General features: G+C 43.3%; 25 protein-coding genes. 11 read left to right on the top strand and 14 right to left on the bottom strand.

All coding sequences use genetic code 11. The features are described 5' to 3' along the window. Nucleotides 1-39: 39 nt before the first annotated feature. Both F6K37_RS02500 and F6K37_RS02495 read right to left on the bottom strand, forming a co-directional pair. Entirely contained in the window at nt 40-1,623 is a 1,584-nt protein-coding gene (locus tag F6K37_RS02500) for a photosystem II high light acclimation radical SAM protein (RefSeq protein WP_287247953.1), read from the bottom strand. A gap of 32 nt (nt 1,624-1,655) precedes the next feature. Beyond that, nucleotides 1,656-1,802, bottom strand: a complete 147-nt coding sequence (locus F6K37_RS02495; protein ID WP_154659707.1) for a hypothetical protein — start codon at nt 1,800-1,802, stop codon at nt 1,656-1,658. 459 nt (nt 1,803-2,261) lie between these two features. Here F6K37_RS02495 and F6K37_RS02490 point away from each other — a divergent pair, with 459 nt between their 5' ends. Both F6K37_RS02490 and F6K37_RS02485 read left to right on the top strand, forming a co-directional pair. Beyond that, the gene (locus tag F6K37_RS02490) at nt 2,262-2,648 is read left to right on the top strand and encodes a DUF1830 domain-containing protein (protein WP_044492458.1); all 387 of its coding nucleotides are present in this window, start codon (nt 2,262-2,264) and stop codon (nt 2,646-2,648) included. A gap of 339 nt (nt 2,649-2,987) precedes the next feature. Then, nucleotides 2,988-3,428, top strand: coding sequence for a DUF4079 domain-containing protein (locus F6K37_RS02485; RefSeq protein WP_008181048.1), 441 nt, complete (start codon nt 2,988-2,990; stop codon nt 3,426-3,428). A 100-nt stretch (nt 3,429-3,528) separates the two neighbouring features. Here the strand turns inward: F6K37_RS02485 and gcvT are convergent, their stop codons facing one another. Further along, nucleotides 3,529-4,686 (bottom strand): glycine cleavage system aminomethyltransferase GcvT, encoded by a 1,158-nt coding sequence (gcvT, locus tag F6K37_RS02480; protein ID WP_008181046.1) that lies wholly within the window; start codon nt 4,684-4,686, stop codon nt 3,529-3,531. A 288-nt stretch (nt 4,687-4,974) separates the two neighbouring features. On the opposite strand from gcvT, the gene F6K37_RS02475 reads away from it, so the two are divergent. Further along, on the top strand, nt 4,975-5,205 hold the full coding sequence (locus F6K37_RS02475; RefSeq protein ID WP_008181043.1) for a hypothetical protein: 231 nt from the start codon (nt 4,975-4,977) through the stop codon (nt 5,203-5,205). Between the two features lie 266 nt (nt 5,206-5,471). Here F6K37_RS02475 and F6K37_RS02470 read toward each other — a convergent pair whose 3' ends face one another. Then, nucleotides 5,472-6,239, bottom strand: a complete 768-nt coding sequence (locus F6K37_RS02470; protein ID WP_008181041.1) for an SDR family NAD(P)-dependent oxidoreductase — start codon at nt 6,237-6,239, stop codon at nt 5,472-5,474. A 131-nt stretch (nt 6,240-6,370) separates the two neighbouring features. After that, complete coding sequence (locus F6K37_RS02465) at nt 6,371-6,946, bottom strand: Uma2 family endonuclease (protein WP_008181039.1); 576 nt, start codon at nt 6,944-6,946, stop codon at nt 6,371-6,373. Between F6K37_RS02465 and F6K37_RS02460 the strand changes: the two genes are divergently transcribed. Further along, the gene (locus tag F6K37_RS02460; RefSeq protein ID WP_287247948.1) at nt 6,927-7,079 is read left to right on the top strand and encodes a hypothetical protein; all 153 of its coding nucleotides are present in this window, start codon (nt 6,927-6,929) and stop codon (nt 7,077-7,079) included. The two genes, F6K37_RS02465 and F6K37_RS02460, sit on opposite strands and share 20 nt — an antisense overlap. A 164-nt stretch (nt 7,080-7,243) precedes the next feature. On the opposite strand, the gene F6K37_RS02455 is transcribed toward F6K37_RS02460, so the two are convergent. Beyond that, complete coding sequence (locus tag F6K37_RS02455; protein ID WP_008181038.1) at nt 7,244-7,858, bottom strand: hypothetical protein; 615 nt, start codon at nt 7,856-7,858, stop codon at nt 7,244-7,246. Between F6K37_RS02455 and F6K37_RS02450 the strand changes: the two genes are divergently transcribed. Next, nucleotides 7,857-7,997 (top strand): hypothetical protein, encoded by a 141-nt coding sequence (locus F6K37_RS02450; RefSeq protein WP_154659706.1) that lies wholly within the window; start codon nt 7,857-7,859, stop codon nt 7,995-7,997. The genes F6K37_RS02455 and F6K37_RS02450 overlap by 2 nt on opposite strands. 5 nt (nt 7,998-8,002) lie before the next feature. Here the strand turns inward: F6K37_RS02450 and F6K37_RS02445 are convergent, their stop codons facing one another. The 3 genes from F6K37_RS02445 to F6K37_RS02435 form a co-directional block, all read right to left on the bottom strand. After that, a complete protein-coding gene (locus tag F6K37_RS02445; RefSeq protein ID WP_008181036.1) occupies nt 8,003-8,761 on the bottom strand; it encodes a nucleotidyltransferase domain-containing protein in 759 nt (252 codons plus the stop codon). A 6-nt stretch (nt 8,762-8,767) separates the two neighbouring features. Beyond that, the gene (locus F6K37_RS02440; RefSeq protein ID WP_008181035.1) at nt 8,768-9,685 is read right to left on the bottom strand and encodes a nucleotidyltransferase domain-containing protein; all 918 of its coding nucleotides are present in this window, start codon (nt 9,683-9,685) and stop codon (nt 8,768-8,770) included. Nucleotides 9,686-9,752: 67 nt separating this feature from the next. Continuing rightward, a complete protein-coding gene (locus F6K37_RS02435) occupies nt 9,753-10,220 on the bottom strand; it encodes a helix-turn-helix domain-containing protein (RefSeq protein ID WP_287247943.1) in 468 nt (155 codons plus the stop codon). Nucleotides 10,221-10,454: 234 nt separating this feature from the next. On the opposite strand from F6K37_RS02435, the gene F6K37_RS02430 reads away from it, so the two are divergent. Then, on the top strand, nt 10,455-10,646 hold the full coding sequence (locus F6K37_RS02430; protein WP_165691859.1) for a hypothetical protein: 192 nt from the start codon (nt 10,455-10,457) through the stop codon (nt 10,644-10,646). Here F6K37_RS02430 and F6K37_RS02425 read toward each other — a convergent pair. Further along, nucleotides 10,603-12,381, bottom strand: a complete 1,779-nt coding sequence (locus tag F6K37_RS02425; RefSeq protein WP_287247941.1) for a vWA domain-containing protein — start codon at nt 12,379-12,381, stop codon at nt 10,603-10,605. The two genes, F6K37_RS02430 and F6K37_RS02425, sit on opposite strands and share 44 nt — an antisense overlap. Beyond that, the gene (locus F6K37_RS02420; RefSeq protein ID WP_287247939.1) at nt 12,365-12,589 is read right to left on the bottom strand and encodes a hypothetical protein; all 225 of its coding nucleotides are present in this window, start codon (nt 12,587-12,589) and stop codon (nt 12,365-12,367) included. The genes F6K37_RS02425 and F6K37_RS02420 overlap by 17 nt, the downstream gene beginning before the upstream one ends. A gap of 787 nt (nt 12,590-13,376) precedes the next feature. Between F6K37_RS02420 and F6K37_RS02415 the strand changes: the two genes are divergently transcribed. Beyond that, entirely contained in the window at nt 13,377-14,321 is a 945-nt protein-coding gene (locus F6K37_RS02415) for a DMT family transporter (RefSeq protein ID WP_287247937.1), read from the top strand. A 69-nt stretch (nt 14,322-14,390) separates the two neighbouring features. Continuing rightward, entirely contained in the window at nt 14,391-14,546 is a 156-nt protein-coding gene (locus tag F6K37_RS02410) for a hypothetical protein (RefSeq protein WP_287247935.1), read from the top strand. On the opposite strand, the gene F6K37_RS02405 is transcribed toward F6K37_RS02410, so the two are convergent. After that, nucleotides 14,473-16,641 (bottom strand): serine/threonine-protein kinase, encoded by a 2,169-nt coding sequence (locus F6K37_RS02405; protein WP_287247933.1) that lies wholly within the window; start codon nt 16,639-16,641, stop codon nt 14,473-14,475. The two genes, F6K37_RS02410 and F6K37_RS02405, sit on opposite strands and share 74 nt — an antisense overlap. A gap of 549 nt (nt 16,642-17,190) precedes the next feature. Between F6K37_RS02405 and F6K37_RS02400 the strand changes: the two genes are divergently transcribed. Further along, the gene (locus tag F6K37_RS02400) at nt 17,191-17,367 is read left to right on the top strand and encodes a hypothetical protein (RefSeq protein ID WP_287247931.1); all 177 of its coding nucleotides are present in this window, start codon (nt 17,191-17,193) and stop codon (nt 17,365-17,367) included. On the opposite strand, the gene F6K37_RS02395 is transcribed toward F6K37_RS02400, so the two are convergent. Both F6K37_RS02395 and F6K37_RS02390 read right to left on the bottom strand, forming a co-directional pair. Continuing rightward, complete coding sequence (locus F6K37_RS02395; RefSeq protein ID WP_287247930.1) at nt 17,364-19,592, bottom strand: NACHT domain-containing protein; 2,229 nt, start codon at nt 19,590-19,592, stop codon at nt 17,364-17,366. The two genes, F6K37_RS02400 and F6K37_RS02395, sit on opposite strands and share 4 nt — an antisense overlap. 12 nt (nt 19,593-19,604) lie before the next feature. Next, on the bottom strand, nt 19,605-20,048 hold the full coding sequence (locus tag F6K37_RS02390; RefSeq protein WP_071106236.1) for a hypothetical protein: 444 nt from the start codon (nt 20,046-20,048) through the stop codon (nt 19,605-19,607). A gap of 442 nt (nt 20,049-20,490) precedes the next feature. Between F6K37_RS02390 and F6K37_RS02385 the strand changes: the two genes are divergently transcribed. Both F6K37_RS02385 and F6K37_RS02380 read left to right on the top strand, forming a co-directional pair. Further along, nucleotides 20,491-21,498 (top strand): zinc-binding alcohol dehydrogenase family protein, encoded by a 1,008-nt coding sequence (locus F6K37_RS02385; protein ID WP_287247926.1) that lies wholly within the window; start codon nt 20,491-20,493, stop codon nt 21,496-21,498. Between the two features lie 490 nt (nt 21,499-21,988). Continuing rightward, the coding region (locus F6K37_RS02380) for a putative quinol monooxygenase (protein WP_287247992.1) at nt 21,989-22,122 on the top strand (134 nt) is incomplete at its 3' end.

Here is a 22,122-nt window from a genome sequence, read left to right as displayed (position 1 = left end):
AATTAAATTTTGTTAATTAAATTTTGCCATTTCACCTTTCTATTTACTTAAACTGACCAGTTGTTTTTCTTGGCGTTTATTTGCTACTATTGGGGCAGTGAGGGCTGCTTCTAATGGAGCGACTCCTAGTCTTTCTTCAAGGATTTTCATCACTTCACGGCCAAAATCATTGGAATTTTGCCGCCAAGCTTCCAGACAAACTTCACCAAAGAAAGACCCTAGGGGTTCGGGATTCCATAGGAGTTTTTTGGCTGTCCAGGGCATCAGACTCATGGGATCATAGTCCCGATTGAGCATAGTTTTGTCAAAGGCGTACTGTTCTAAATGGGTATGGGGTTGTAGACCAATGAAGAAAATGGCTGGTTCGACTTTATCCCTACCAAATATTTGCTCTAGTTCCCGGTGATAGGCAATAGTCTGACGAATGGTATCAAAGGTTTCATCGATCACATTGAAAGAATAGTTGACGGAAACTAGGTCATTGAAGCCAGCTGCTTTTAAATCACGACAGTTTTGTAGTACGGTGCGTAGGTTATAGCCCATGCGCATTTTCCGCACCAGTTCCTGAGAACCACTGGTAATCCCGATTTCAAAGTAATTCATCCCGGTTTTTACCATCAGGTCGCATAATTCTGGGGTGAGATTGTCTGCCCGAATGTATGCTGCCCAGTTAATGTCGCTCATTCCAGCATCAAGGATTTTCTGCAACAGTTCAACGGCATCACCAATGAATTTTTTGGCAGGAATGAACTGGGCATCAGTGAACCAGAACTTGCGGATTCCTCGGTCATAGAGTTGGCGCATTTCTGCGACCACTTCATCTGCCGGGTTAATCCGTACCTGTTTGCCTTCTACAACCGTATAGATACAGTAGCAGCAGTTATGGGGACACCCACGCTTGGTTTGAACTCCAATGTAAAAGTCGTTCTGTTGGAAGTAATAATCAAAGCTGGGCCAGATGCTTTGAATATAGTCGTAGTTGCAAGCAATTTTTTCAATGGGAGTGGGAGATTCATGGATCATGCGATCGCGTGGCTTAGCTTGCCCTACCACATAACAGCGCTGATCATCGAAGTCCTGACCCCGGAGAATTTTCGTGAGTAAGGTTTCCCCTTCTCCAACGGAAACGATGGTTCCAGTTGGCAGTTTATTTTCCAACTGCTCATAGAATACACTAACTGCTCCACCCCCCACAATCAAGCGAGCGTCTGGGTTATATCGTTTAGCCCGTTTGAGTCCTTGTTTGATTAACCCCAAGTTACCCCACAGTTCCCCATAGTAAGACGCCGCTAAACGCAGACCCCCCAGCGCTCCCCGTAATTTCACCAAGGGATTGCCAGCATAGTAAAACTCGAAGGCATTTTGGAGCGGGTTACCACCCCTACCACCCACTGGAGCATAAATTTGAATGTCGCGCCAGGAAAATACCAACAGGGTTGGTTTAAATTGGTCTATCTCAGTATCCAAGGCGCTGCCAAAGTCTAGGGGAGGTACAGTTCCCAAGTCAAAAATGCGCTGTTCTACACCCGGGAACTGTTTATGAACATGGTCAGCTAAATAAACCACCCCGATCGGAAAGATTGGATTACACGGAAGGCGAACATATAGTATTTTCTGTTCCATTGGTAACTGTTTATAGTAATGTTTTTTTGTTATTATAAGTTTTTTTTATCAGTAAGGTTAGTTTGGGTTATTCTTGACCAATTCCGATCGCCTTTGGCGCGGGCAAAGCCCATCGCGTAGCGTGGCCGTTCGCGTAGCGTGGCCGTTCGCGTAGCGTGGCCGAAAGGCCAAAAGGCCAATTAAGCTCAAGATTTCAAGCCAGATCTATACCCAGAGTTATAGACAGATTTATCTACCGCCATTTTCTCTACTTTGAGACTACGGCGGGCAGAAGCTACCAAGGGTGGGCAACAATTATGAAATTGGTTTTTACATATCTTAACTTTACCAAAATTAGGGATTTACCTCAACCTTATGGTAGTTTTGTCTATAGGGATCAAAAATCAGCATCAAGTCATCTAATAGAGTAAAGTACTATAATAGGCTTTATAGAATGAGCATTAGACCTGATTTATACTGAATATCGCTAAAAAAAGCAAATAATCCTAAATAATACCAATAATTAGCATACTGACGCGGTTTTGTCGGTGATAGGCTGAGGTAGACTTCAATAATTAGTAGCCATGTTTACAGCTCGCCGGGATCATAAATGCTACCTTGGTGTTTGTAATAAATTAACCTTTAGAGAATTAATAGATATGACACAAATTTTTGATCCTATTCCTTCAGATAGCCAAGATTCCGTTCTGTGCTGCTATGTGAACGCCACTAGCCAGATCCAGATTGCTAGAATAACGAATATACCTAACTGGTACTTTGAAAGAGTTGTTTTCCCAGGGCAGCGCTTAGTTTTTGAAGCACCGCCACAGGCTCTTCTAGAAATACATACAGGGATGATGGCAAGTGCCATTCTCTCAGATACTATCCCTTGTGACCGCTTATTGGTTAGCCAAAGTGGTAATGCTTATGGCTATCCTGTTTCCGCCGAATCAGCCCAACCTGCCGATATCAAGCCACATCCAGAAACAGTTGATAGTCAAAGAGTGTTCACTGAAAAATTGCCTACCCTGGTTAGCGCGGTCTAGTTACTATCTCTATACGTTGGGGTTGCTTACAACAGGAGCAACCCCTTTTTCATTGGTTGAAGGTTGTTTGGTTGAAGGTTGTTTGGTTGAAGGTTGAAGGTTGTTTGGTTGAAGGTTGAAGGTTGTTTGGTTGAAGGTTGAAGGTTGAAGGTTGTTCTTGCCCAGGCGTCCCTTGTCAGGTAGGTTGAGAGTTCAAGCTAAATAGGCTATAGTGCTAGACTTGTAACTTGTCACTTGGTCTGTAACCATAGCAAGGGTAATTCAAAAGTGAACAAGAACAGATCTTGAGATTCTGTTCCATCACCCCATCACCCCATCACCCCATCACTCCATCACCCTGTGAATCTGCCTTCTTTTCTCTGGCTCTGGAAAATTGCTGCTTGGTCTATGGGTTTATCCCTCTTTGCCTATGTACTCCTGGCAATCACCGGCAGCATTGTGTTTTCTCAACGTCACTCTGGACGTCCACGACCGACTTGGTTACGCCCTCTGCACTACATCATTGGTTGGATCATGGTCGCTCTAGTCTTGGTTCTGCTGGGGATTGGTTTAGTAGGTACCATCGGCCATTACGGTCATCTAGGCCATTCAGCCCACTTAATAGCTGGATGGTCTGTGGTAGCACTGGTATTACTCTCAGCCTTTAGTGCTACCCAAATTAGCCCTCAAGAACCCTTAGCAAGGGCTGTTCACGTTGCTACTAACATTGCTTTGCTAGTGGGATTTACCTGGGTTTCCCTTACTGGTTGGGAAGTTGTGCAGAAATATATTAGGCATTAGTCATTTGTTAATTGTTAGTTTCGATTTTAAATTTATCGAAAGTTTAAAGTTTAAACTTTTAACTTTAAACTTTAAAGTTATCTGTCAGGGATGGATAGCTTTACTTTGCCGATGGACGATTTTGAGAGCGATAAAAAGGCTTTTTGACCACAACGGCGGGATAGGATTTACCCCGGATTTCTACTTCCAGCTGCTGTCCAACTTTGCCCAACTTTCTGGGAACATAGGCTAGTGCGATCGCATTTCCTAAGGTTGGTGCTAATGTACCACTAGTAACAACTCCTACCACCTCACCATCAGCTAGGACTGGGTAACCATGGCGAGCAATCTGCCTTCCTTGCATCTGGATCCCAACTAGCTTGCGCTCGATCCCCGTTGCTTTTTGTTGCTCTAGCACCGAGCGTCCGATGAAGTCTCCTTTGCTATCAAGATGCACTAGCCAACCTAACCCAGCTTCTAAGGGTGTCGTGGTATCATCAATATCTTGTCCGTAGAGTGCCATAGCCGCTTCTAGGCGCAAGGTATCTCTGGCACCTAAACCACAGGGAGTGACACCAGACTCTAAAAGTTTGTGCCACAGCTCTATGCCGACATCTGGGTCTAGCATCAGCTCAAATCCGTCTTCCCCTGTGTAACCGGTTCTAGCAATAAATGCCGGTTTCCCCAACACCGTTGCCTCTAGATGTCCAAATGCTTTGACTGGTGCTAAGGCTTCTTTGACAAATGGCTGAAGATGTGATATTGCCAATGGTCCCTGTACTGCAATCAAGACTTTTGATGTTGAGAGGTCTTGTAAGGTAACTGAGTCAGCATCCAGGTGAGCTAACAACCAGTCTTTGTCTTTGGTGCAGGTTGCTCCATTAACAATCATCATCCCCCGCTGCTCCCCAGACTCCTCCTCACCTTGGTAGTAGAAGATAATGTCATCAATGATTCCACCATTCGGATTTAACAACACCGTGTATTGAGCTTGACCCGGTTGCAAGCGGGTTAAATCCGAAGGCACTAGAGACTGCAATTGCTCCCGTAGTTGCTTACCATTAAAAGCAAACTTACCCATATGGGAGATGTCGAAAATTCCGACAGCAGTTCGTACTGCAGCATGTTCTTTTTTCAATCCGCTAAATTGTACTGGCATTTCCCAACCGGCAAAAGCTGTCAAGCGGGCATTTTGTGCTACCACCTGGTCAAAGAGGGGAGTGCGAGCCAGTTTAGGGGTTTCGGATTGGGACTCTGGAGATCCTGGGGAATTGGCCACGGGTTTTAATAATGGTGTTCAGTTATCAGGTTAGTGTACCATCTATCTGCTATTATCAGATGCGTTCCCGTAGCGTGTGCGTAGCACAATGTGGAATGGGCATCTTGCCCGTTTAGCACAATGTAGAATGGGCATCTTGGCCGTGTAGCACAATGTGGAATGGGCATCTTGCCCGTTACAATTTCGCGTTTTTTTAACAACAGTTGCTAAACAGTTAGTAAATACGCCCCTTTTAAATTTATCACTGTTAAGGTACTATATTATCTTGGTAAAGACTATCCCACTAATATGAACAAGAAAGTAATTTGGTATATCAAATCTCAAGTTGGAGTTCTGCTTTTTCCCTTAGGTTTATGCTTATTTGGAGAAGCCGTTTCTAAAAGAATTGAAGGAGAGCCTTGGTTTTGGTTAGGAACCTTAAGCTTAGTTGTGATTAATGCCGGGATTGGTTTGATGATTGAAAGCGGATTGATATCCGGTTTTCCCAGAGATAAGGTGGCCAAAGACGACTCAAACTAGTCAGTTATCAAGACTGAATTAAGTTTTTATGTAAGCATATGCGCTACTTGAGGTGCGGTCAGCGGTCAGCGGTCAGCGGTCAGTGGTCAGTGGTCAGCTTAAAATCAACCTTTTTCCTCAGATTAAACTAATCCTTACCTGTTTTATTCAAAAGACTTTCGTGACTATTAAACTAATCCTTACCTGTTTTATTCAAAAGCTGATAACTGATAGCTCATAGCTGATAGCTCATAGCTGATAGCTCATAGCTGATAGCTTACAGTAGTTTACCAAGGTAACTCGCTTCCATCCCAGGAGAAAAACTGTCCACTATCCCCTTTATCCAGCTTTTCGATCACCGCCAGTAGTTGAGTAACAGTACGCTCTACTGGGAATAACTTATCAGCAGGTACATTTTTTTGAAAGGGTTTAGAAAGGCGCGTATTGGTTGTACCAGGATGCAAGGTAACAACGATAGTTTGAGGACTTTTTCTACTGTATTCAATTGCCACTGTTCGCATAAACATATTTAAGGCTGCTTTCGATGCTCGATAGCCATACCATCCTCCCAGTTGGTTATCACCAATACTGCCAATTTTGGCAGAAATGCTAGCAAAAATACTGCGATCGCTATGACGGAATAATGGTAATAAATGTTTAGCCAGCAGCACTGCTCCAATACTGTTCACCTGGAAGTAACGGATCAAGTGTTCTGAATTAATCTGTTTCAGGCTTTTTTCTGGTTGTAAGCTGCCGTCATGAAGCAATCCAACACAATTAATCACTAAGTGGAGTTTGTCTATCTCTACACTGATTTGTTTGACAGCTTCAGATACTTGCAACTCGTCGGTAATATCCATCGATAGACAAACTAATCGATTAGGATAGTTGTTTTCAAGCCCAATTAATTCCGAACTAGAATCACGGTTACGATAACTGCCATAAATCTTGGTAAACGTTTCATCTTGCAGCAATTGTTTGACAAAAGCCAGACCAATACCTCCGCTGGAACCGATAATTAAGGCATTGGCATTGTTAATTCCATCTATAGACATTTATTAGGGCTCCGCGCAGGGAGTAGACAGTAGGGAGTAGGAGAAGTTTGGGAAGTTTAGGGACATAGGAGAGATTTTTATTAAGGGTAATTATCCGGAGATAATTTTAAGGTTTATCTTAACAAACAACATTAGCTCAAAATTTGTGATAAATCTAGCACGAATCCAGACAACACATCCTCTCCTGACAAGCTGCTCGGGGATTCCAAAACCTCCCTATCCTGCCCAGGGCGATAAATTGCTACCTGTTGATTTTGAGGGTCAATTAACCAACCTAGACGTACACCACAGTCCATGTACTCTTGCATCTTTTCCCGCAACGTCTTCAGGTTGTCATTAACAGAGCGGAGTTCCGCCACAAAATCAGGAGCCATTGGTAATAATTTATCAGGATCCCGATTAAGTGCTTCTAATCTTTCTACCCTTACCCAGGAGGCATCAGGAGAACGATTGGCACCATTAGAAAGCGTAAAGCCCGTTGAAGAATCAAACACTAATCCGGTTCCATCACTATCAGCCCAATTACCCAAACGTTGCGTCAGTCGGCTATTCCGGTTTCCGCTTTTCCATCCCGTTGGTGCCATGATAATTAGTTCTCCCTTGCTGGTACTCTCAAGACGTAAATCTTTATTGTCCTGACAGAGTTGGAAGAACTGTTCATCTGTTAGTTTAATCGTGGGAGCTAAGTTGAGAATAAGAGCAGTCATAATTGATAATTATAGCAATTTCGGGGAGATAGGGAATCGGGAATCGGGAATCGGGAATCGGGAATCGGGAATCGGGAATCGGGAATCGGGAATCGGGAATCGGGAATCGGGAATCGGGAATCGGGAATCGTAGTAAAGAGCTGGGAGTATTTTTTGAAATTATACTAAATTAGCGTAAGCTATCAGCTATCAGCTATCAGCTATCAGCTATCAGCTATCAGCTATCAGCTATCAGCTATCAGCCAAAGGCCAACGGCTGACCACTGACCACTGAACACTGACCGCTGACCGCTTACCTTAGGGTTTAAAAGTACCCACTGAAATATCAACACTAACTGGGTCTTCATTATCCACTAAACCATCGCCATTATCATCCCAAACAGAGGTCGCGAAAAAACCGCATATAATATCGATTTCCTGCTCAGAAACTCTCAAAAATAGAGACCCCTGTTTAGTCGCGCATTTAAATTCTGCTTTCTGGACTAGCTCTGGAGCCTTTGTTCGTAATTGAGGCAATACTTTCTGGCACTGTTGGTCAGAAGTAGAGCAAACTAATGGCTTCACAAACGTAGAATCATTGGCTACTAAGGGCAAAACCCCTAACCATGTACCAGTGCGACTGCCATTTCCTATAGGTTTATCCCAACAAAAAAAGCTGACTCGCTGGGGTTGTCCTTGATTCTGAAAAACCTTTAAACTTAAATGTTTGCTATCACTACACTCCCTTTCCCATTCAGCTATTTGTTCAGGAAAACTATCGCCAAGGTCAGCTAAAACTTCCTGACATTGGCGTTCGCTACAATCCCCTGCTACGTTCCGAGGCTGGGTTTTATCTGCTGGGCTTTCACTAGCACAACCAAGCACAAGCAGAGCAACCATAACACTAGGAATTGCTAATCCTTTTAATCTCATGTCACAATTGCGAATAGTTATTATAGAGTTTCCTATAAATTTTATTCCCTGCTCCCTACTCCCTACTCCCTACTCCCTGTTCCCTGTTCCCTGTTCCCTGTTTCCTGTTCCCAGATCCGATGTTCCCTTTGCTATATAGCAATTTCAATTTAAATTTGCCATCCTCAATCTACAGAGCAAATCATTCAAAGCATCCTTAGCTGATGGTGCTTTTGGTAACCAACTAGACTCAGAAGCTTCCTCTAATTGACTCTGTAGACGACTATATTCTCCCTCATGAAATTCAATATTTGTATCTTCCAATACAGACTTTTCTGCTCCTGCTAGCTTTCGAGCAATTAAATCTGGAATATAAGGTAACTGGAACACCTGATTGAGCTTAACCAAGTTAGCTTCTATTTCGCCAGTTTTCATTAAATGGATACCAGTCAACAGCGCCCGATAGACATAAAGCAAAGGTTTGACCCGACATGGACTCATCTTTTGAAACAGTTTCCATTGAGTTCGGGAAAATCCTAGATAGTGATGGGCATGGTAGCAAGTAATGCATTGTTTTGCGATCGCTTTTAATTCCTCATGCTCCGGTGTAGTATGAATCACTAGGGGTGAGTACAGCTGCTCTAAGACATAACCATTCTTTTTCAGCAGCATCTCAAAGAACTTTTTGATATCGTGAGTGACTAGATCCAGTTCTATGGAATCCCGAATTTCCGAAACTTCAATCGTTTCCGGTCCCGGCTCTAGTCCTATAACTTTCTGTACTGGCAGAATGTGACTACCACGCAAATCATAATCAGAATCTGGTGAAGGGAAACCATACAAATGCGCTCCACTGAGGGTAGCGAATAACAGTGGATGGGGTTGAGTATAAATTACAGATAGTAGTTTTTGGTTTAAATTCATATATAACTAAACCATACTTTGACGTGCTTTAATCAAAAACCCATTAGCTGCTTCATAATCCGGACGTTCTGGCAAATTGGTGTTAGCAAAAGCAGCATCAAACTCTTGATGTAAACTCAATCGCCAAGCCGTAACCTCCTCCCATGGCATTTCATCCCGACGGATGGCTAGGAGTTGTTGCCGATACTCCTCAACTTTCACTGGTACAAACCCCTCTTTCAAGACTGTGATCCCTGAGAGCAATAAACGGATTAAGTGCATAGCATGTTTTAATCGAACTGCTCCTTTAGTCCGAAAATCTTGCTCCATTTTTTTAAATTGGGACATCACATACCCATTATAGGTTTGGTAAACCAACTTAGACAGAAAAATATCTCGAATAGCTAGCAATTCCTCTGCTATAGGAGTGGCTGTTTCCACTAGTGGTGTGTAGAGACATTCCAACACATTTGGATTAGCCTTCAGTGCCAAAATGATAAACTTTTGAAGCTCCCAGTAGCACTCCTGAGTCTCGTGCTTTTCTAACTGTTCCGGAATCCCATACAGTGACCAGTGAACCACAGCTGGTGGCAGGTAAATACCTCGTCTGTCTATATCAGAGTTTTCATCATCCAGACCAAATGCTCTCGACCCTACTACACAGCGGTAGATAACATGATCATATAAATTTAACTCTGTGAGTAAGTCTTCCGAGAGCTGTAACCCTTCTTTTTGGAAGTGTTTACGAATACTAAATTCATGGCGACGTAGGGTAACTTCCCTATCATCAGGCAAACGCACCCGATAGGCATGGGAATCATCTGTTGGTGCCTTGACTATTACACCGACTGCTCCTTGTACACATAATGTTTCACCCGCAGAGTTTTTAGCAGCCACACGAGTTACCACTTGGGTACCGACTGGCAAGATTAAGTGAGGATTCATTTGTTATAAGTTTTTTGTATAAACCCTAATATTAAAATATTATAGCATTCTTAAGTAAGATGTAAAACTAGGCTTGATTGTAAATACGATTCAGTATTTTATCCAATAAATCTGGATCTTTATAAGGATTATTTTTTTTTGATTCTTCCCAACTCATCCTGGCTTCAGAAAGTAATTTATAATAGCTAGTTGGGGATTTAAAAACTACATTATATTCTTCAAGTAAATAACCCTCTAATTGCTCAAAGTTACATCTATATCGTTTTTTTATCCAAGTGATAACTTCTTTTTTTTCTTGTTTATTTAAATAGCCTTTACCCCCTTTGTAAGATAATTTTAATCCTTCTACACCCGCTGAATTAAATTTTTTTTTCCACTTACTAATGAAGCTCTTTGATACATTTAATGATTCGGATATTGCTTGATATTTCCAGCCTTGTATGGCAAATTTTACAGCTAGCGCTCTTTTTAATTCTCTTGAATCTGGATTACTATTAATCCACTTATCCAACTTTCGGTTTTCTTGATTTGACATAGAGTTTTTATCCCATATTTTTTAAATTATTAATTTTTTTAAGTAAACTTATAGCAATTATCATAGCTATGAGGTACAAAATTTCGGGATTTTAGGGAACAGGGAACAGGGAACAGGGAACAGGGAACAGGGAACAGGGAACAGGGAACAGGGAACAGGGAACAGGGAACAGGGAACAGGGAACAGGGAACAGGGANATCACCAATCCCAAGCTGTCTGCTCAGAGTGTTGCTTGTGCTCAGGGTGGTGCGTTACGGGGCGGACTATCTCAACCCTGGCTACCGTAAAAATAAGGGCAAGTCCGCCCCTAACGCACCCTACGCACTCTCCCCAAACTCTTCCCCCGATTCCCGATTCCCGATTCCCGATTCCCGATTCCCAATTACCTATCCCCTATTTCCTCCGCACTCTCAACCAAATCAATAAACTCAGCTCGATAACCTTCTAAATCTACCCCTTCGGATTCCTTTGCTAATTGTAATGCTTGGTCAAAACTGGCTTTACCTTTGTAAGGAGAATCTCTTAAGACCATACCAAAACTGGCAACGGCAGCAGAAAACTTAAAGTTATCGGAAGCATCCTCTAGCTTTACAGCTTTATCAACCAAGGGATAGGTGAGGAGTTGAGAGGTGTTACCGTCAGGCTCTTTGTAACGTAACTTGACCTGCATTAATTCTTTGGAATTAGTGGTTGAAGCAGCATTGGATTGATATTTCAGAGGGTCAATATCTGGTAATTTGACATTAGTTTTCGCTCCCACAGGAATAATTTCATACAGTGCGGTGACAGTATGACCTGCTCCTAATTCTCCGGCATCTTTAGTATCATCATTAAAGTCTTCATCCTTCAGTCGCCGATTTTCATAACCAATCAAACGATAAGCTTGGACTTTGGCAGGATTAAACTCTACTTGAATCTTAACATCTTTGGCAATAGTGAGTAAAGTAGCTCCGATTTCGTTAACCAGGACTTTTTTCGCTTCTAACTCGTTATCAAGATAAGCATAATTGCCATTACCTTTATTAGCAATCTTCTCCATCTTGGAGTCTTGTAAATTACCAGTACCAAATCCTAATACGGTCAGGAAAACTCCTTTTTTTCGCTTCTGTTCAATTAGTTTAACTAATTCGCTATCACTGGAAACTCCGACATTAAAGTCTCCGTCAGTTGCTAGAATAACTCGGTTATTTCCTGATTTAATAAAATTATCCTGGGCGAGTTTATAAGCCAGTTTAATTCCTGCTCCCCCAGCAGTAGACCCCCCGGCATTGAGATTCTCAATGGCTGTTAAGATTTTATCTTTCTCGTTGCCTGGAGTAGGGGGTAAAACCACCCCAGCAGCTCCAGCATAGACGACAATACTGACCTGGTCTTCTTCTCTTAATTCATTGACGAGCATCCGAAAGGCATCTTTGAGCAGGGGAAGCTTATTGGGAGAATTCATGGAACCGGAGACATCCAGCAAAAAGACTAGATTGCTGGGAGGCAAATCTTCAATGGCCATCTTTTCCCCCTGGATACCAATGTGAACTAATTTATGAGTGGGATTCCAAGGAGCTTGGGAAATTTCTGTGGTAATCGAGAAAGGGCGATCGCTTTCTGGTTCGGGATAGTCGTAGTTAAAGTAGTTAATTAATTCTTCGATACGGATGGCATTAGTAGGGGGGAGTTGACCGTTATTAAGGAAACGACGAAGATTGCTGTAGGAGGCGGTATCAACATCAATCGCAAAGGTAGACAGGGGATTATGCTTTACTCTCTGAAAGGCATTCTCATCAATGGGACTATAGTTTTCTCTGTTGCTGGCTTCTGGGATAGCATGCTCTGCTGTCAGTAACGGCATCCGTTTGGCCGCAGTAACTGATCTCCTAGGAACTGGTTTAGAGGCTGCATTTGGGCTACCGGAGAGTGGCATTGAGGCTCGGGGTGTCAAACCTCTGTTACGGAAATTCTGATTAACACTATCCGCCGACCTCCCGACCTGGGCTGATTCCATAAGTTCTGATTGGCGCTGTCTTTGGTCACCTTCTACGTCTTTCGCTACAGGTAGACTAGAGCTATCTTCTAATTTGGCTGATGGCTGATTGTGGCAAGCTGTTGTTAGCTGTGCCAAGATAGCGACCATTCCGGAAAGGAGGAATAGTCTAAGTAATTTGTTCATTATTTGATTGTCCCTCTGTATTGCTTATTTCTAAGGTAATCGACAACAGAAGGCTGTTTGTTTGTGTTGCGGTTTCTGTAACGGTTAATCGGGAATCGGGAATCGGGAATCGGGAATCGGGAATCGGGAATCGGGAATCGGGAATCGGGAATCGGGAATAGTGATTAATCCTAAGGTGGGCAGTGCCTAGCAATCCTATGGTCAGCAAATGAATCTGGATTAGGCTCTATATTAAATGGTATTTCCCAGGGTAAACGGATCTAATTTTGTTAATTCCTATCTATAATGTTTTTACCATCAAATAAACACTATATGTATAAAATATATTGTCAACGATCGCCATAAGGCCAGGTTTATTGAAAACTACCTCTGGTTGATTGACAAGATGGGTTTATCTTATGATACTTTTACAGATATAGCAGTGGAAGCAAAGCTTAAGATATCTTATGCTCCCTACTCGAACACTACCTGTCCCATTTCAATAAGAAAACTATGTCTTAAGCTGTACTTATCTTCCTATAAAACTAGATAAACCATGGCTACTCGCCATAGTTTATACTGATGATGTAGTTAACCCTTTTTATAGAACTTTTCTTAATTAGGAGCTACACATCATTTTTTTTCTGTTCGCTATTTCCTATATCCTTTTATAGGTTCCGGTGATCCACTTTTCTGGTGATCCGCTATTTCCTGTTGCCTAAAATCCAGGATTTTCTACCTCAAATCGGTAAGCTATCAGCTATCAGCTATCAGCTATCAGCTATCAGCTAATGCGCTACGGGAGGTGCTTTTGAATAAAACAGGTCAGCATTCGAATAATCCTGAGTGATGTCACAGGGTTGAAGCCTGTGCCACAAACATTAAGCCTGTGCCACAAAGCTGTTCGCGTAGCGTGAGCTAAAAGCTCACGGCTGACGGCTGAATGCTGAATGCTTACTAAAATCGTTTAATACAACTGTTTACAACCACTATATAATCCCTAATTAAGGAAGTTGATGATTTCTACTAAACATTCTGCAGTCTGGGGATCTTCTTCCTTAGCAATTGCCATTTTTGCCCTATCGTCTTCACCAATTCTGACTCGCATAACAGAACATGATATGGGTCCTTATGGAACGATATTTAATCGGTTTTGGATTGCCAGCCTAGCGTTGGGTCTTGGCAAGGTTGTCAAACTACTTTGGGATAAGCAGAGCGGACGCTTATCTACTACTGATAAAAAGGCTTATACTGTCCAGGATTTTTTCTCCTTATTTCTTGTTGCTAGCTTAGATTCAATTTGCCTAGTGACCTGGGCTTGGTCTTTGACAAAAACAAGTGTTGCTAATTCTAATCTTCTCCACAACACCACTCCTATCTTTGCAGCTGTCGGCGGATGGTTACTGTTAAGCCAATCCTTTAATCGTCGCTTCCTAATCGGCATGATACTGGCCCTAGGAGGAACGTTCTTAATTGGTTTTAACGATTTTCATATCGATCGAGATACATTGATAGGGGACAGCGTTGCATTACTATCTGCCCTTTTCTACGCGGCTACACTTTTGGTAACAGAGCATCTCCGAGTTAAATTTGACACAAGCACAATTTTACTATGGCTTTATACCTTGGGTGGCCTATTGTTGTTACCATTAACATTGCTATTTGAAGATAGACTATTTCCTGCTTCCTTTTCATCATGGTCTGCTGTTATTGGCCTAGGACTTTGTGGCTCCATAATTGGATTGGGTGCATTATTCTATAGTCTCAAACAATTTTCATCTAGCTTTGTCTCTCTAATCCTATTGCTGGAACCTATGATTGCAGCAGTCTTAGCCTGGCTAATTTTTGCGGAAAAATTGAGTTGGTTAAATGGCTTGACGTTTATAATCGTATTATCTGGGATTTATCTGGCTAAATCAGATGGGGAATTAGATAATATTGGCTCTACCGAAGTTACTTAAGATGTAAGCGATCAGCGATCAGCTATCAGCTAATGCGCTACGCCCACGCTACGCGAACAGCGATCAGTGGTGCGTTACGGGCCGGGCTATCTCAACCGATGTCAAGAGGGGGAAAATCAAGGGAAGCCCGTCCCTAACACACCCTACACCACTATTCCCGATTCCCGGTTCCCGATTCCCGATTCCCGATTCCCGATTCCCGATTCCCTATTTCCTGTTCCCTAATCTCTGCTTCCAATTCCCGATTTGCCCAATCCCGTGCTTTGATAGCCTCTCGGTACTTTGGCTGGTAGCGCACTGCTTTGTCATAAGCAGCGATCGCTTTTTTATACTGGTTGCGTTTAACTAATGCATTGCCTAGGCTATACCAGGCTTGGCTGTAGTCAGGTTTATAGTTAACTGCTTGTTGATAAGATGCGATCGCATCCTTATATTGTTCCAATTTATAGAAGGTATTGCCTCGACTGTACCAAGCTTGGTAAGGATTGGATTTTAGTTTAATGGCTTTGTAGTAAGCTTCCAGGGCATCTTCATATCGCTGGACTTGATGGAGTGTCCAACCGCGACTGTACCAGGCTTGATAGGACTTAGGCTGGAGTTTAACCGCTTGCTCAAAGGAGGCTAAGGCTTCTTGGTATTTCCCCAATTGATTTAAGGTATTGCCCCAACTATACCAAGCTTGGTAGAACTTGGGCTGGAATTGAACCGCTTGCTGATAAGACTTGGCTGCATCTTTATACTTTCGCAAATTGCTCAAGTCATTACCCCGCTGATACCAGGCTTCAGCGGAATTAGGTTTGTAGTCTAAGGCTCGGTCGTAGGATTCTACCGCTGCTTTATATCGGCGCAAATTATGTAATGCCCAGCCCCGTCGATACCAAGCTTGGTAAGAATCTGGTTTGAGTTTCAGGGCTTTGTCAAAGGATGCGATCGCATCAAAATAATTCTTGGACTTAACCTGAACATTACCAAGACTGATCCAAGCATCCAAGTCATTGGGCTGGAGTTCCAGGGCGCTATTAAAGGCTTTAATTGCTCCGTCATAACGCTCCAACTGCTCCAAGGTTTTACCCCTACCCTTCCAAGCTGCACTATAATCCGGCTCAATTTGAATCGCTTGGTCGTAAGCGTTTAGAGCTTCTTCATAGTACTTTAGTGCAAACAAAGTCTTACCTTGACCTTGCCAAGCTGGAGCATATTCTGATCGGATTTCCACAGCTCGATTATAAGCGTTCAGGGCCTGTTCATAGCGCTTCAATTCTAAAAAGGTTTCGCCCCGGTTATACCAATCCGTAGCATTAGCTCCCTTGAATGCATTCACCATAAAAACGCTTGCTGCAAACCCTAATCCAATTACCCCGGTGTACATTAACACTTGGTACCTTTTTAGTTTGAATCGTCGGGGTTTAGGGAGCAGGGGTTGTATAGATGAAGCAATTCCCAACACTAAGGTAGCGCCAGTTTTAGTAGTGTTAGTATTTGTGTTATTATTATTAGTTATAGTAGTCAGTGCTTGTAATGCTAAGGTAGCTGATTGATAACGCTCTCGGAAATCATAGCACACCATTTTATCTAAAGTATCGGCTAATTCAGCACTTACTGATATCTGGTTATGCCAGGTGATTTCCCCTGTATCAGGGTGAAGGGGCAATTGGTGAGGACGTAAACCGGTTAAACCAACAATCCCGATCATCCCGACAGCATAGATATCACTGCTTAATTTCGGGTAACCATTGGCTTGTTCACTGGGTCGATAGCCAGGAGTACCAATGGCAACGGTAAAGCCAGTGTTCCCCCCTTCTAGGATTTGGGTACTAACTTGTTTAACAGCACCGAAGTCAATCAGTACTAATTTGCCATCTGATTTACGCCGAAGGATGTTTTGGGGATTAATATCTCGGTGAATAATACGCTGTTGATGAACAAATTTTAAAACTTCCAGGATTTCCTGCAACAGGGAAATAATCTGATCTTCATTCACCTGTTGTCCCGGTACAAGTTCCTGGCTGAGGTCTTCCCCTTCAATCAATTCTTGGACGAGATAGAATTCTTGATTTTCTTCAAAATACGCAAAAAGCTGGGGAATTTGCTCATGACTTCCCAACTGGTGTAGGATTTTGGCTTCCGTCTCAAACAGTCGCCTAGCCGTCTGCAATGTCAAGGGATCCGTGGCTACTGGCTTGAGTTGCTTAACCACACACTGATTGTCACCAGGCAAGTGTTGGTCTTCAGCTACGAAAGTTTGACCAAATCCACCTTGTCCCAGCTGACGAATAATTTTATAGCGTCCACCGATCGTTTGTCCAAGACCCAAGTTCATGCAACTTCTACTGCTCCGGGAAAACCTCACCACCTGTTAAAGGAGGTAGATCACTAGTGATAGTGCTATGCGCAAGGCAAAAGGCAAAAGGCAAAAGGCAACAGTTAACTACAAGAGCTTTTCACTTTGTACCAATGTCTTAACCTTAATGCGTACTGCTATATAGTGCTACCAATCATAGTATACAAAAGCCTTCAATAGTGATCGGAACATTATCCCTGGGAGAGGGAAGTAGTGCGTAGGGTGCGTTAGGGGCGGGCTTGCCCTGATGTTCAACCCCTAGAGCCAGTTTTGGGACAGCCGCACCGTAACGCACCACCAAGTAGAATGGGCGAATGTAGAATATTAAAATTGCCGAATATCCTAGAGCGAAATTTTTAGCACAGGAAAATAATTAATTAACCAATAGATAAACTATAGCAATTCTCTATGCCATGATGTACAAATGGATCCCCCTAAATCCCCCTTATCAAGGGGGACTTTGAGCTTAAGAAGCGTACTTCATAAATCCTAGAAACGCTATAATTACCAAAACAAGAGGAATAAAAAATGAAAGCAAAGACAATTAAGTGGGATGATATTCGCTCGCAAGTTCTAGCAAATCCAGAGGTAAAAGCCGAGTATGAAGCTCTAGAATTTGAGTTTAATCTTGCTAGTCAGGTTATTGCCCAGTCAGAAGTCAGAAGTCAGAAGTCAGAAGTCATAACTTCCAATTCTAAATTCTAAATTCTAAATTCTAAATTCTCAGGCTCCATCTCGGCAAAATGTTCCATCAACATCCGGTGGATAAAGATGTAGCCTCCTCCTACTTTTTGTAAGAAGATGCGATCGGCGGCATAGTCGAGGAAGCGGGCATAGTTCCAAGGGATGTATTTGTTACGGTAGAGGACAAGGCGGAGGATGAAGTGTTGGATGCAGGCTTTACCACCATTGTCCAGCCCTCCCATCAGCCCGAACATCAGCCCGAACATCAGCCCGACCATCAGCCCTTCCATCAGCCCGAACACCAGCCCGAACATCAGCCCTCCCATCAGTCCGACCATCAGCCCTCCCATCAGCCCGAACATCAGATATACAGTTATAGCATTACGAGCTGATTTCCAAATTCCTTGATTTGGACTTGTTTTTGTTTCAATTTCTGAACTCTCCAGCCCTTCCTTCAGCCCGAACATCAGCCCTTCCATCATCCCGAGCATCAGCCCGAACATCAGCCCGAACATCAGCCCGACCATCAGCCCGACCATCAGCCCTTCCTTCAGCCCGACCATCAGCCCGACCATCAGCCCGACCATCAGCCCTCCCATCAGCCCTCCCATCAGCCCTTCCATCAGCCCTTCCATCACCCGGTTAATTAAGATTTTTTTCCAATTAATATCAAGTATTTCAACTGTTTTGATTTCTTCCGTTAACTCTTTATCCAGCCCTCCCTTCAGCCCTTCTATCAGCCCTTCTATCAGCCCTCCCATCAGCCCGACCATCGGCCCGACCATCAGCCCTCCCTTCAGCCCTCCCTTCAGCCCTTCCATCAGCCCTTCCATCAGCCCTCCCTTCAGCCCGAACATCAGCCCTCCCATCAGCCCGAGCATCAGCCCTCCCATCAGCCCTCCCATCAGCCCGAACATCAGCCTATAAATTCGTTTTTGCTTTCTATTTCTTAGCCAATATGGCTGCATTTTTTCAATTAAAAATACTGTTTGCGACTCCTCAACCATTCTCTGCGCCATCCAAATTAACCAACGCTTTACTTGCGCATTATTGTATCGTTGATTAGTCTTACGACGCCTAAACATTTTATCAATATATGCATAAAAAAGCTGCTTACGCCGTTCTTCCACTACGTCAATTCTGTGCAAATCCTCAACTGCTACTCCCTGATAAGCTAGGGTCATAATATTGAGCATTAAGAGCGACTGAGCTAATTCTTTTAATACTTTATCCTTTGCAATTAATGTCCTCAAACCTGTTAACTCAGTCCCAACACTATCCAAGTAATAGCAAACTTGTTCTAAAGTCAGCAATCTTATACAAACTGAACTCTGAAAATTCAGACGGTTGGATAGGGCTTGATAGTCTTTAATCCGACTACACACTACCAACTCGGCACCATAATCTTTCTTGAATTGGTTCAACGCTAGGATACAGTCGTCTCGATAGTTTGCCTTTACTTCATCCAAACCATCAAGTAATAGTAGTAGTCGCTGTTTCTTTACTAAAGTTTCTCGAATTTCCTTGGGAACATCATATTTATTACCCAATTCTTCTACTAACCAATCGGCGAATGTTAGTACTGGCCGTTTCTTTGCTAAAGTTTCTCGAATTTCCTTGGGAACGTAAGATTTATTACCCAATTCTTCTAATAACCAATCGCTTCTCCTGTCCCGTTTATTTGTCCAAGAGGAGAGGTTAAATACTACAGGAATTAGCTGATTAGGGTCTTGTTCAGCACGAGCAATTAAATCCCGGGCGAGTTCCAGTAATGTTGTGGTTTTTCCTGACCCTGGTTCCCCTAAAATTAGTAAGGTTGCTCCTGTACCAATTTCGTCAAAAATATCAATTACTTTAGTCCCTTCGCGGAGGGGTAGAGGTGAGTCCTCATCGATTTCGGGAATTTCGCTCAAAGGATGAGGAATGGCATCGGGTCTCTCTTCTAATCCCAATTCAATAAGTACCTGGTGATAGAGGGATTTTTCCAGAACGCCTTTGATCCAATAGTTCTTGACTTTAGCGAGTAATGCCTTACGGTTATGCTCTTCTTGCTGAGGAGTGAAACTTTCGCTAGCACCACCAAAGAAAAAATTAAAGGTATTACCAATCCACTGGAACTGGAAAATACCCTTTGCAGTTCCAGCAGCTTGTTGTCCAACGCCACTTGACCCTGAATTTCTCTGTTGAACACTTGGCTCAGGCTGGGAGTGTTGTGAATTGGGGTCATGAGATGGTGGTTCACTCATCAGTCATGAAAACTAAAGACTACCAAGTAAAGAACCAGCTGCGGCTGCACCTAACCAATCAACAACTTTCCCTAGGATAGGCTTAACTTTTTTAAATAGATTTGCGCCAGCTTCCGTGTCATTGCTGGCTTCTTTTAGTTCTTCTGCTACGCCTTCTAGATTAATTTTTACACGTTCTTTGTTAGGTTTTTCTTTCTCAACAGCTTTTCTGGCAGCACTCAAATATGTAGCTACTTCTTCTTTAATTTCTGCTGGAATTTCAGCCGAACTAACCATCTGATCTAGCTGTGCTAACATTTGCAGCATGTCTTGTTGGGTAACCTGTTCCCCTACTGACCCAGGTTCTTGAATGGAGGTAATTTGCTGGTTTTGGCTACTACCATCAGTAGCCGCCTGCTGTCCAACCCCCATTGAACCTGTATTGAATTGAGAAATACCACCAGGATTATTTGTCATAATACCTATCTGTTAAACTTGTGTGTTTGTCTAAGAGCTACGAGGAACAGCTGCATCTTATCTTAACAGAGCTTTAGAGGCAAATCACTGGTAAAATTTATTTCATGAAAGAATATTCTTCACTACTTTTTCCCATCGCTTACTGGACGTGCCAATCTTGTTGATAGTTTCAGCTGTTATAGCACCCCCCATGACCAATATCTGCTAGAGGAGGAGGATGCGTTCGCGTAGCGTGCCCCAAAAGCCAATCCCATAACTCCAGCAACTGTAATCACTGCTTCACTTCAGGTGCTGGAGGAGCAAATCCGGATTACTTAACAAAAATTTACATATCATGGTTTTCCCCATAAGTTGATTTAGGGTGAGCAGTGCAGCAGTATTAAACTAAAAACTGCTATAGAATCGAATCGGCGGGAGGATGTCAAAAAAGGATAACCAAGATATGAAAGCCATCGGATATAATCAGGCTGGACCAATCACTGCACCAGATGCGCTGATCGAATTTGAAACGGAAACACCGGAATTAGGGTCACAGGACCTGTTGGTGGAGGTTCGGGGAATTTCGGTCAATCCTGTGGACGTGAAAGTGCGCGCCAAGATGGCACCAGAAAAGGGCACAAAGGTCATTGGGTATGATGCCGCAGGTGTTGTTCAACAAGTCGGCAGCGATGTCAGTAAATTTAAAGTTGGTGATGAAGTCTATTATGCCGGTGATATCACTCGACCGGGCACCAACTCCGAGCTCCATGCCGTTGATGAGCGGATTGTCGGGAAAAAGCCCAAATCCCTCGGTTTTGCGGAAGCAGCTGGTTTTCCACTGACCTCCATTACTGCCTGGGAAATCCTGTTCGACTGCCTCGGGGTCAAAGAAGGAGAAGGCAAGGGGGAGAGTATACTGATTATCGGTGGCGCGGGAGGTGTTGGGTCAATCCTGATTCAACTTGCCAAGACACTCACCGAGTTGACCGTGATCGCAACTGCATCTCGTCCGGAAACCATCGAGTGGGTTAAAAAGATGGGTGCCGACCATGTGATCAATCACCGCCAGTCCCTTGTTGATCAAATCAAGGAATTGGGACTTGAGCCCCGCTACGTTGCTTCCCTTTCAGGATCAGACGGACATTTTCCTGGCATCATCGAGCTGATCAAGCCTCGCGGTCATATCGCAATAATTGATGACCCTCAATCCCTAGACATGAAATTGATCAAACCCAAAGCTCTAAGCTTCAGCTGGGAGTTCATGTTTACTCGGTCGATGTTTCAAACGGAGGACATTGAGAAACAGCATGAATTGCTTAATCGGGTCTCGGAGCTCATTGACGATGGCACCCTAATTTCCACCGTGACCAATAATCTTGGGAAAATCAGTGTGGAAACCCTCAAGACGGCTCATTCGCACCAAGAGAGCGGTCGTGCCATTGGCAAAAATGTGCTCGACGGCTTTAAGTAGGGCTTGCTGAATAAGTCGTAATTTTCGGGTTTGAATAGGTGTTAGGTGTTAGGTGTTAGGTGGTAGGTGGTAGGTGAGGTTAATGGTTTTAGAGAATTTTGATCTTTGAGGTGCTTATTAATTGTACCGATGGGCTCAAAAACCTTGCACTTATTTGGTCGAAAATTGCTTGAAACCGTTGTCTGGCATGGCTTACACACTTATACAGCCAGCCCTAACTAAGACAGCATAGCCAACTGTGGTAAGTTATGGCCATCAAATTTTCGGCGTTGCGTCAGTCAAGGAATGAATGGGAGTAGAGTGGGCATCCTGCCCGCACCAAAAGATCCCCGAACAGGCACTCAGGAATGGGAGTAGAGTGGGCATCCTGCCCGCACCAAAAGATCCCCAAACAGGCAAGATGCCTATTCTACCTCACTGACTTAAAATTATTCCATTATTAACCAATGCCAGATTTTCAATTTTTAACGAAAACGAAGGAAACAAAAACATGGCTAAATTGACTCTTGTTGCTCATATCACAGCTAAAGATGACAAAATTGATCTGGTAAAGACTGAGCTTAAAAAGTTGATCGACATCACTCGTGCTGAAGAGGGCTGCTTGCAATACGATTTGCATCAGAA

This window comes from Moorena sp. SIO4E2, from assembly GCF_010671945.1.
In the GTDB taxonomy this organism is placed as follows: domain Bacteria; phylum Cyanobacteriota; class Cyanobacteriia; order Cyanobacteriales; family Coleofasciculaceae; genus Moorena; species Moorena producens.
This window is presented reverse-complemented; position numbering and strand designations above follow the sequence as displayed.

Excerpts from the sequence above, each read along its gene's own strand:
- F6K37_RS02500 (WP_287247953.1), bottom strand. The coding sequence starts at position 1,623 with ATGGAACAGAAAATACTATATGTTCGCCTTCCGTGTAATCCAATCTTT.
- F6K37_RS02490 (WP_044492458.1), top strand. The coding sequence starts at position 2,262 with ATGACACAAATTTTTGATCCTATTCCTTCAGATAGCCAAGATTCCGTT.
- F6K37_RS02475 (WP_008181043.1), top strand. The coding sequence starts at position 4,975 with ATGAACAAGAAAGTAATTTGGTATATCAAATCTCAAGTTGGAGTTCTG.
- F6K37_RS02470 (WP_008181041.1), bottom strand. The coding sequence starts at position 6,239 with ATGTCTATAGATGGAATTAACAATGCCAATGCCTTAATTATCGGTTCC.
- F6K37_RS02465 (WP_008181039.1), bottom strand. The coding sequence starts at position 6,946 with ATGACTGCTCTTATTCTCAACTTAGCTCCCACGATTAAACTAACAGAT.
- F6K37_RS02450 (WP_154659706.1), top strand. The coding sequence starts at position 7,857 with ATGTCACAATTGCGAATAGTTATTATAGAGTTTCCTATAAATTTTATT.
- F6K37_RS02455 (WP_008181038.1), bottom strand. The coding sequence starts at position 7,858 with ATGAGATTAAAAGGATTAGCAATTCCTAGTGTTATGGTTGCTCTGCTT.
- F6K37_RS02445 (WP_008181036.1), bottom strand. The coding sequence starts at position 8,761 with ATGAATTTAAACCAAAAACTACTATCTGTAATTTATACTCAACCCCAT.
- F6K37_RS02440 (WP_008181035.1), bottom strand. The coding sequence starts at position 9,685 with ATGAATCCTCACTTAATCTTGCCAGTCGGTACCCAAGTGGTAACTCGT.
- F6K37_RS02435 (WP_287247943.1), bottom strand. The coding sequence starts at position 10,220 with ATGTCAAATCAAGAAAACCGAAAGTTGGATAAGTGGATTAATAGTAAT.
- F6K37_RS02425 (WP_287247941.1), bottom strand. The coding sequence starts at position 12,381 with ATGAACAAATTACTTAGACTATTCCTCCTTTCCGGAATGGTCGCTATC.
- F6K37_RS02415 (WP_287247937.1), top strand. The coding sequence starts at position 13,377 with ATGATTTCTACTAAACATTCTGCAGTCTGGGGATCTTCTTCCTTAGCA.
- F6K37_RS02405 (WP_287247933.1), bottom strand. The coding sequence starts at position 16,641 with ATGAACTTGGGTCTTGGACAAACGATCGGTGGACGCTATAAAATTATT.
- F6K37_RS02400 (WP_287247931.1), top strand. The coding sequence starts at position 17,191 with ATGAAAGCAAAGACAATTAAGTGGGATGATATTCGCTCGCAAGTTCTA.
- F6K37_RS02395 (WP_287247930.1), bottom strand. The coding sequence starts at position 19,592 with ATGAGTGAACCACCATCTCATGACCCCAATTCACAACACTCCCAGCCT.
- F6K37_RS02390 (WP_071106236.1), bottom strand. The coding sequence starts at position 20,048 with ATGACAAATAATCCTGGTGGTATTTCTCAATTCAATACAGGTTCAATG.
- F6K37_RS02385 (WP_287247926.1), top strand. The coding sequence starts at position 20,491 with ATGAAAGCCATCGGATATAATCAGGCTGGACCAATCACTGCACCAGAT.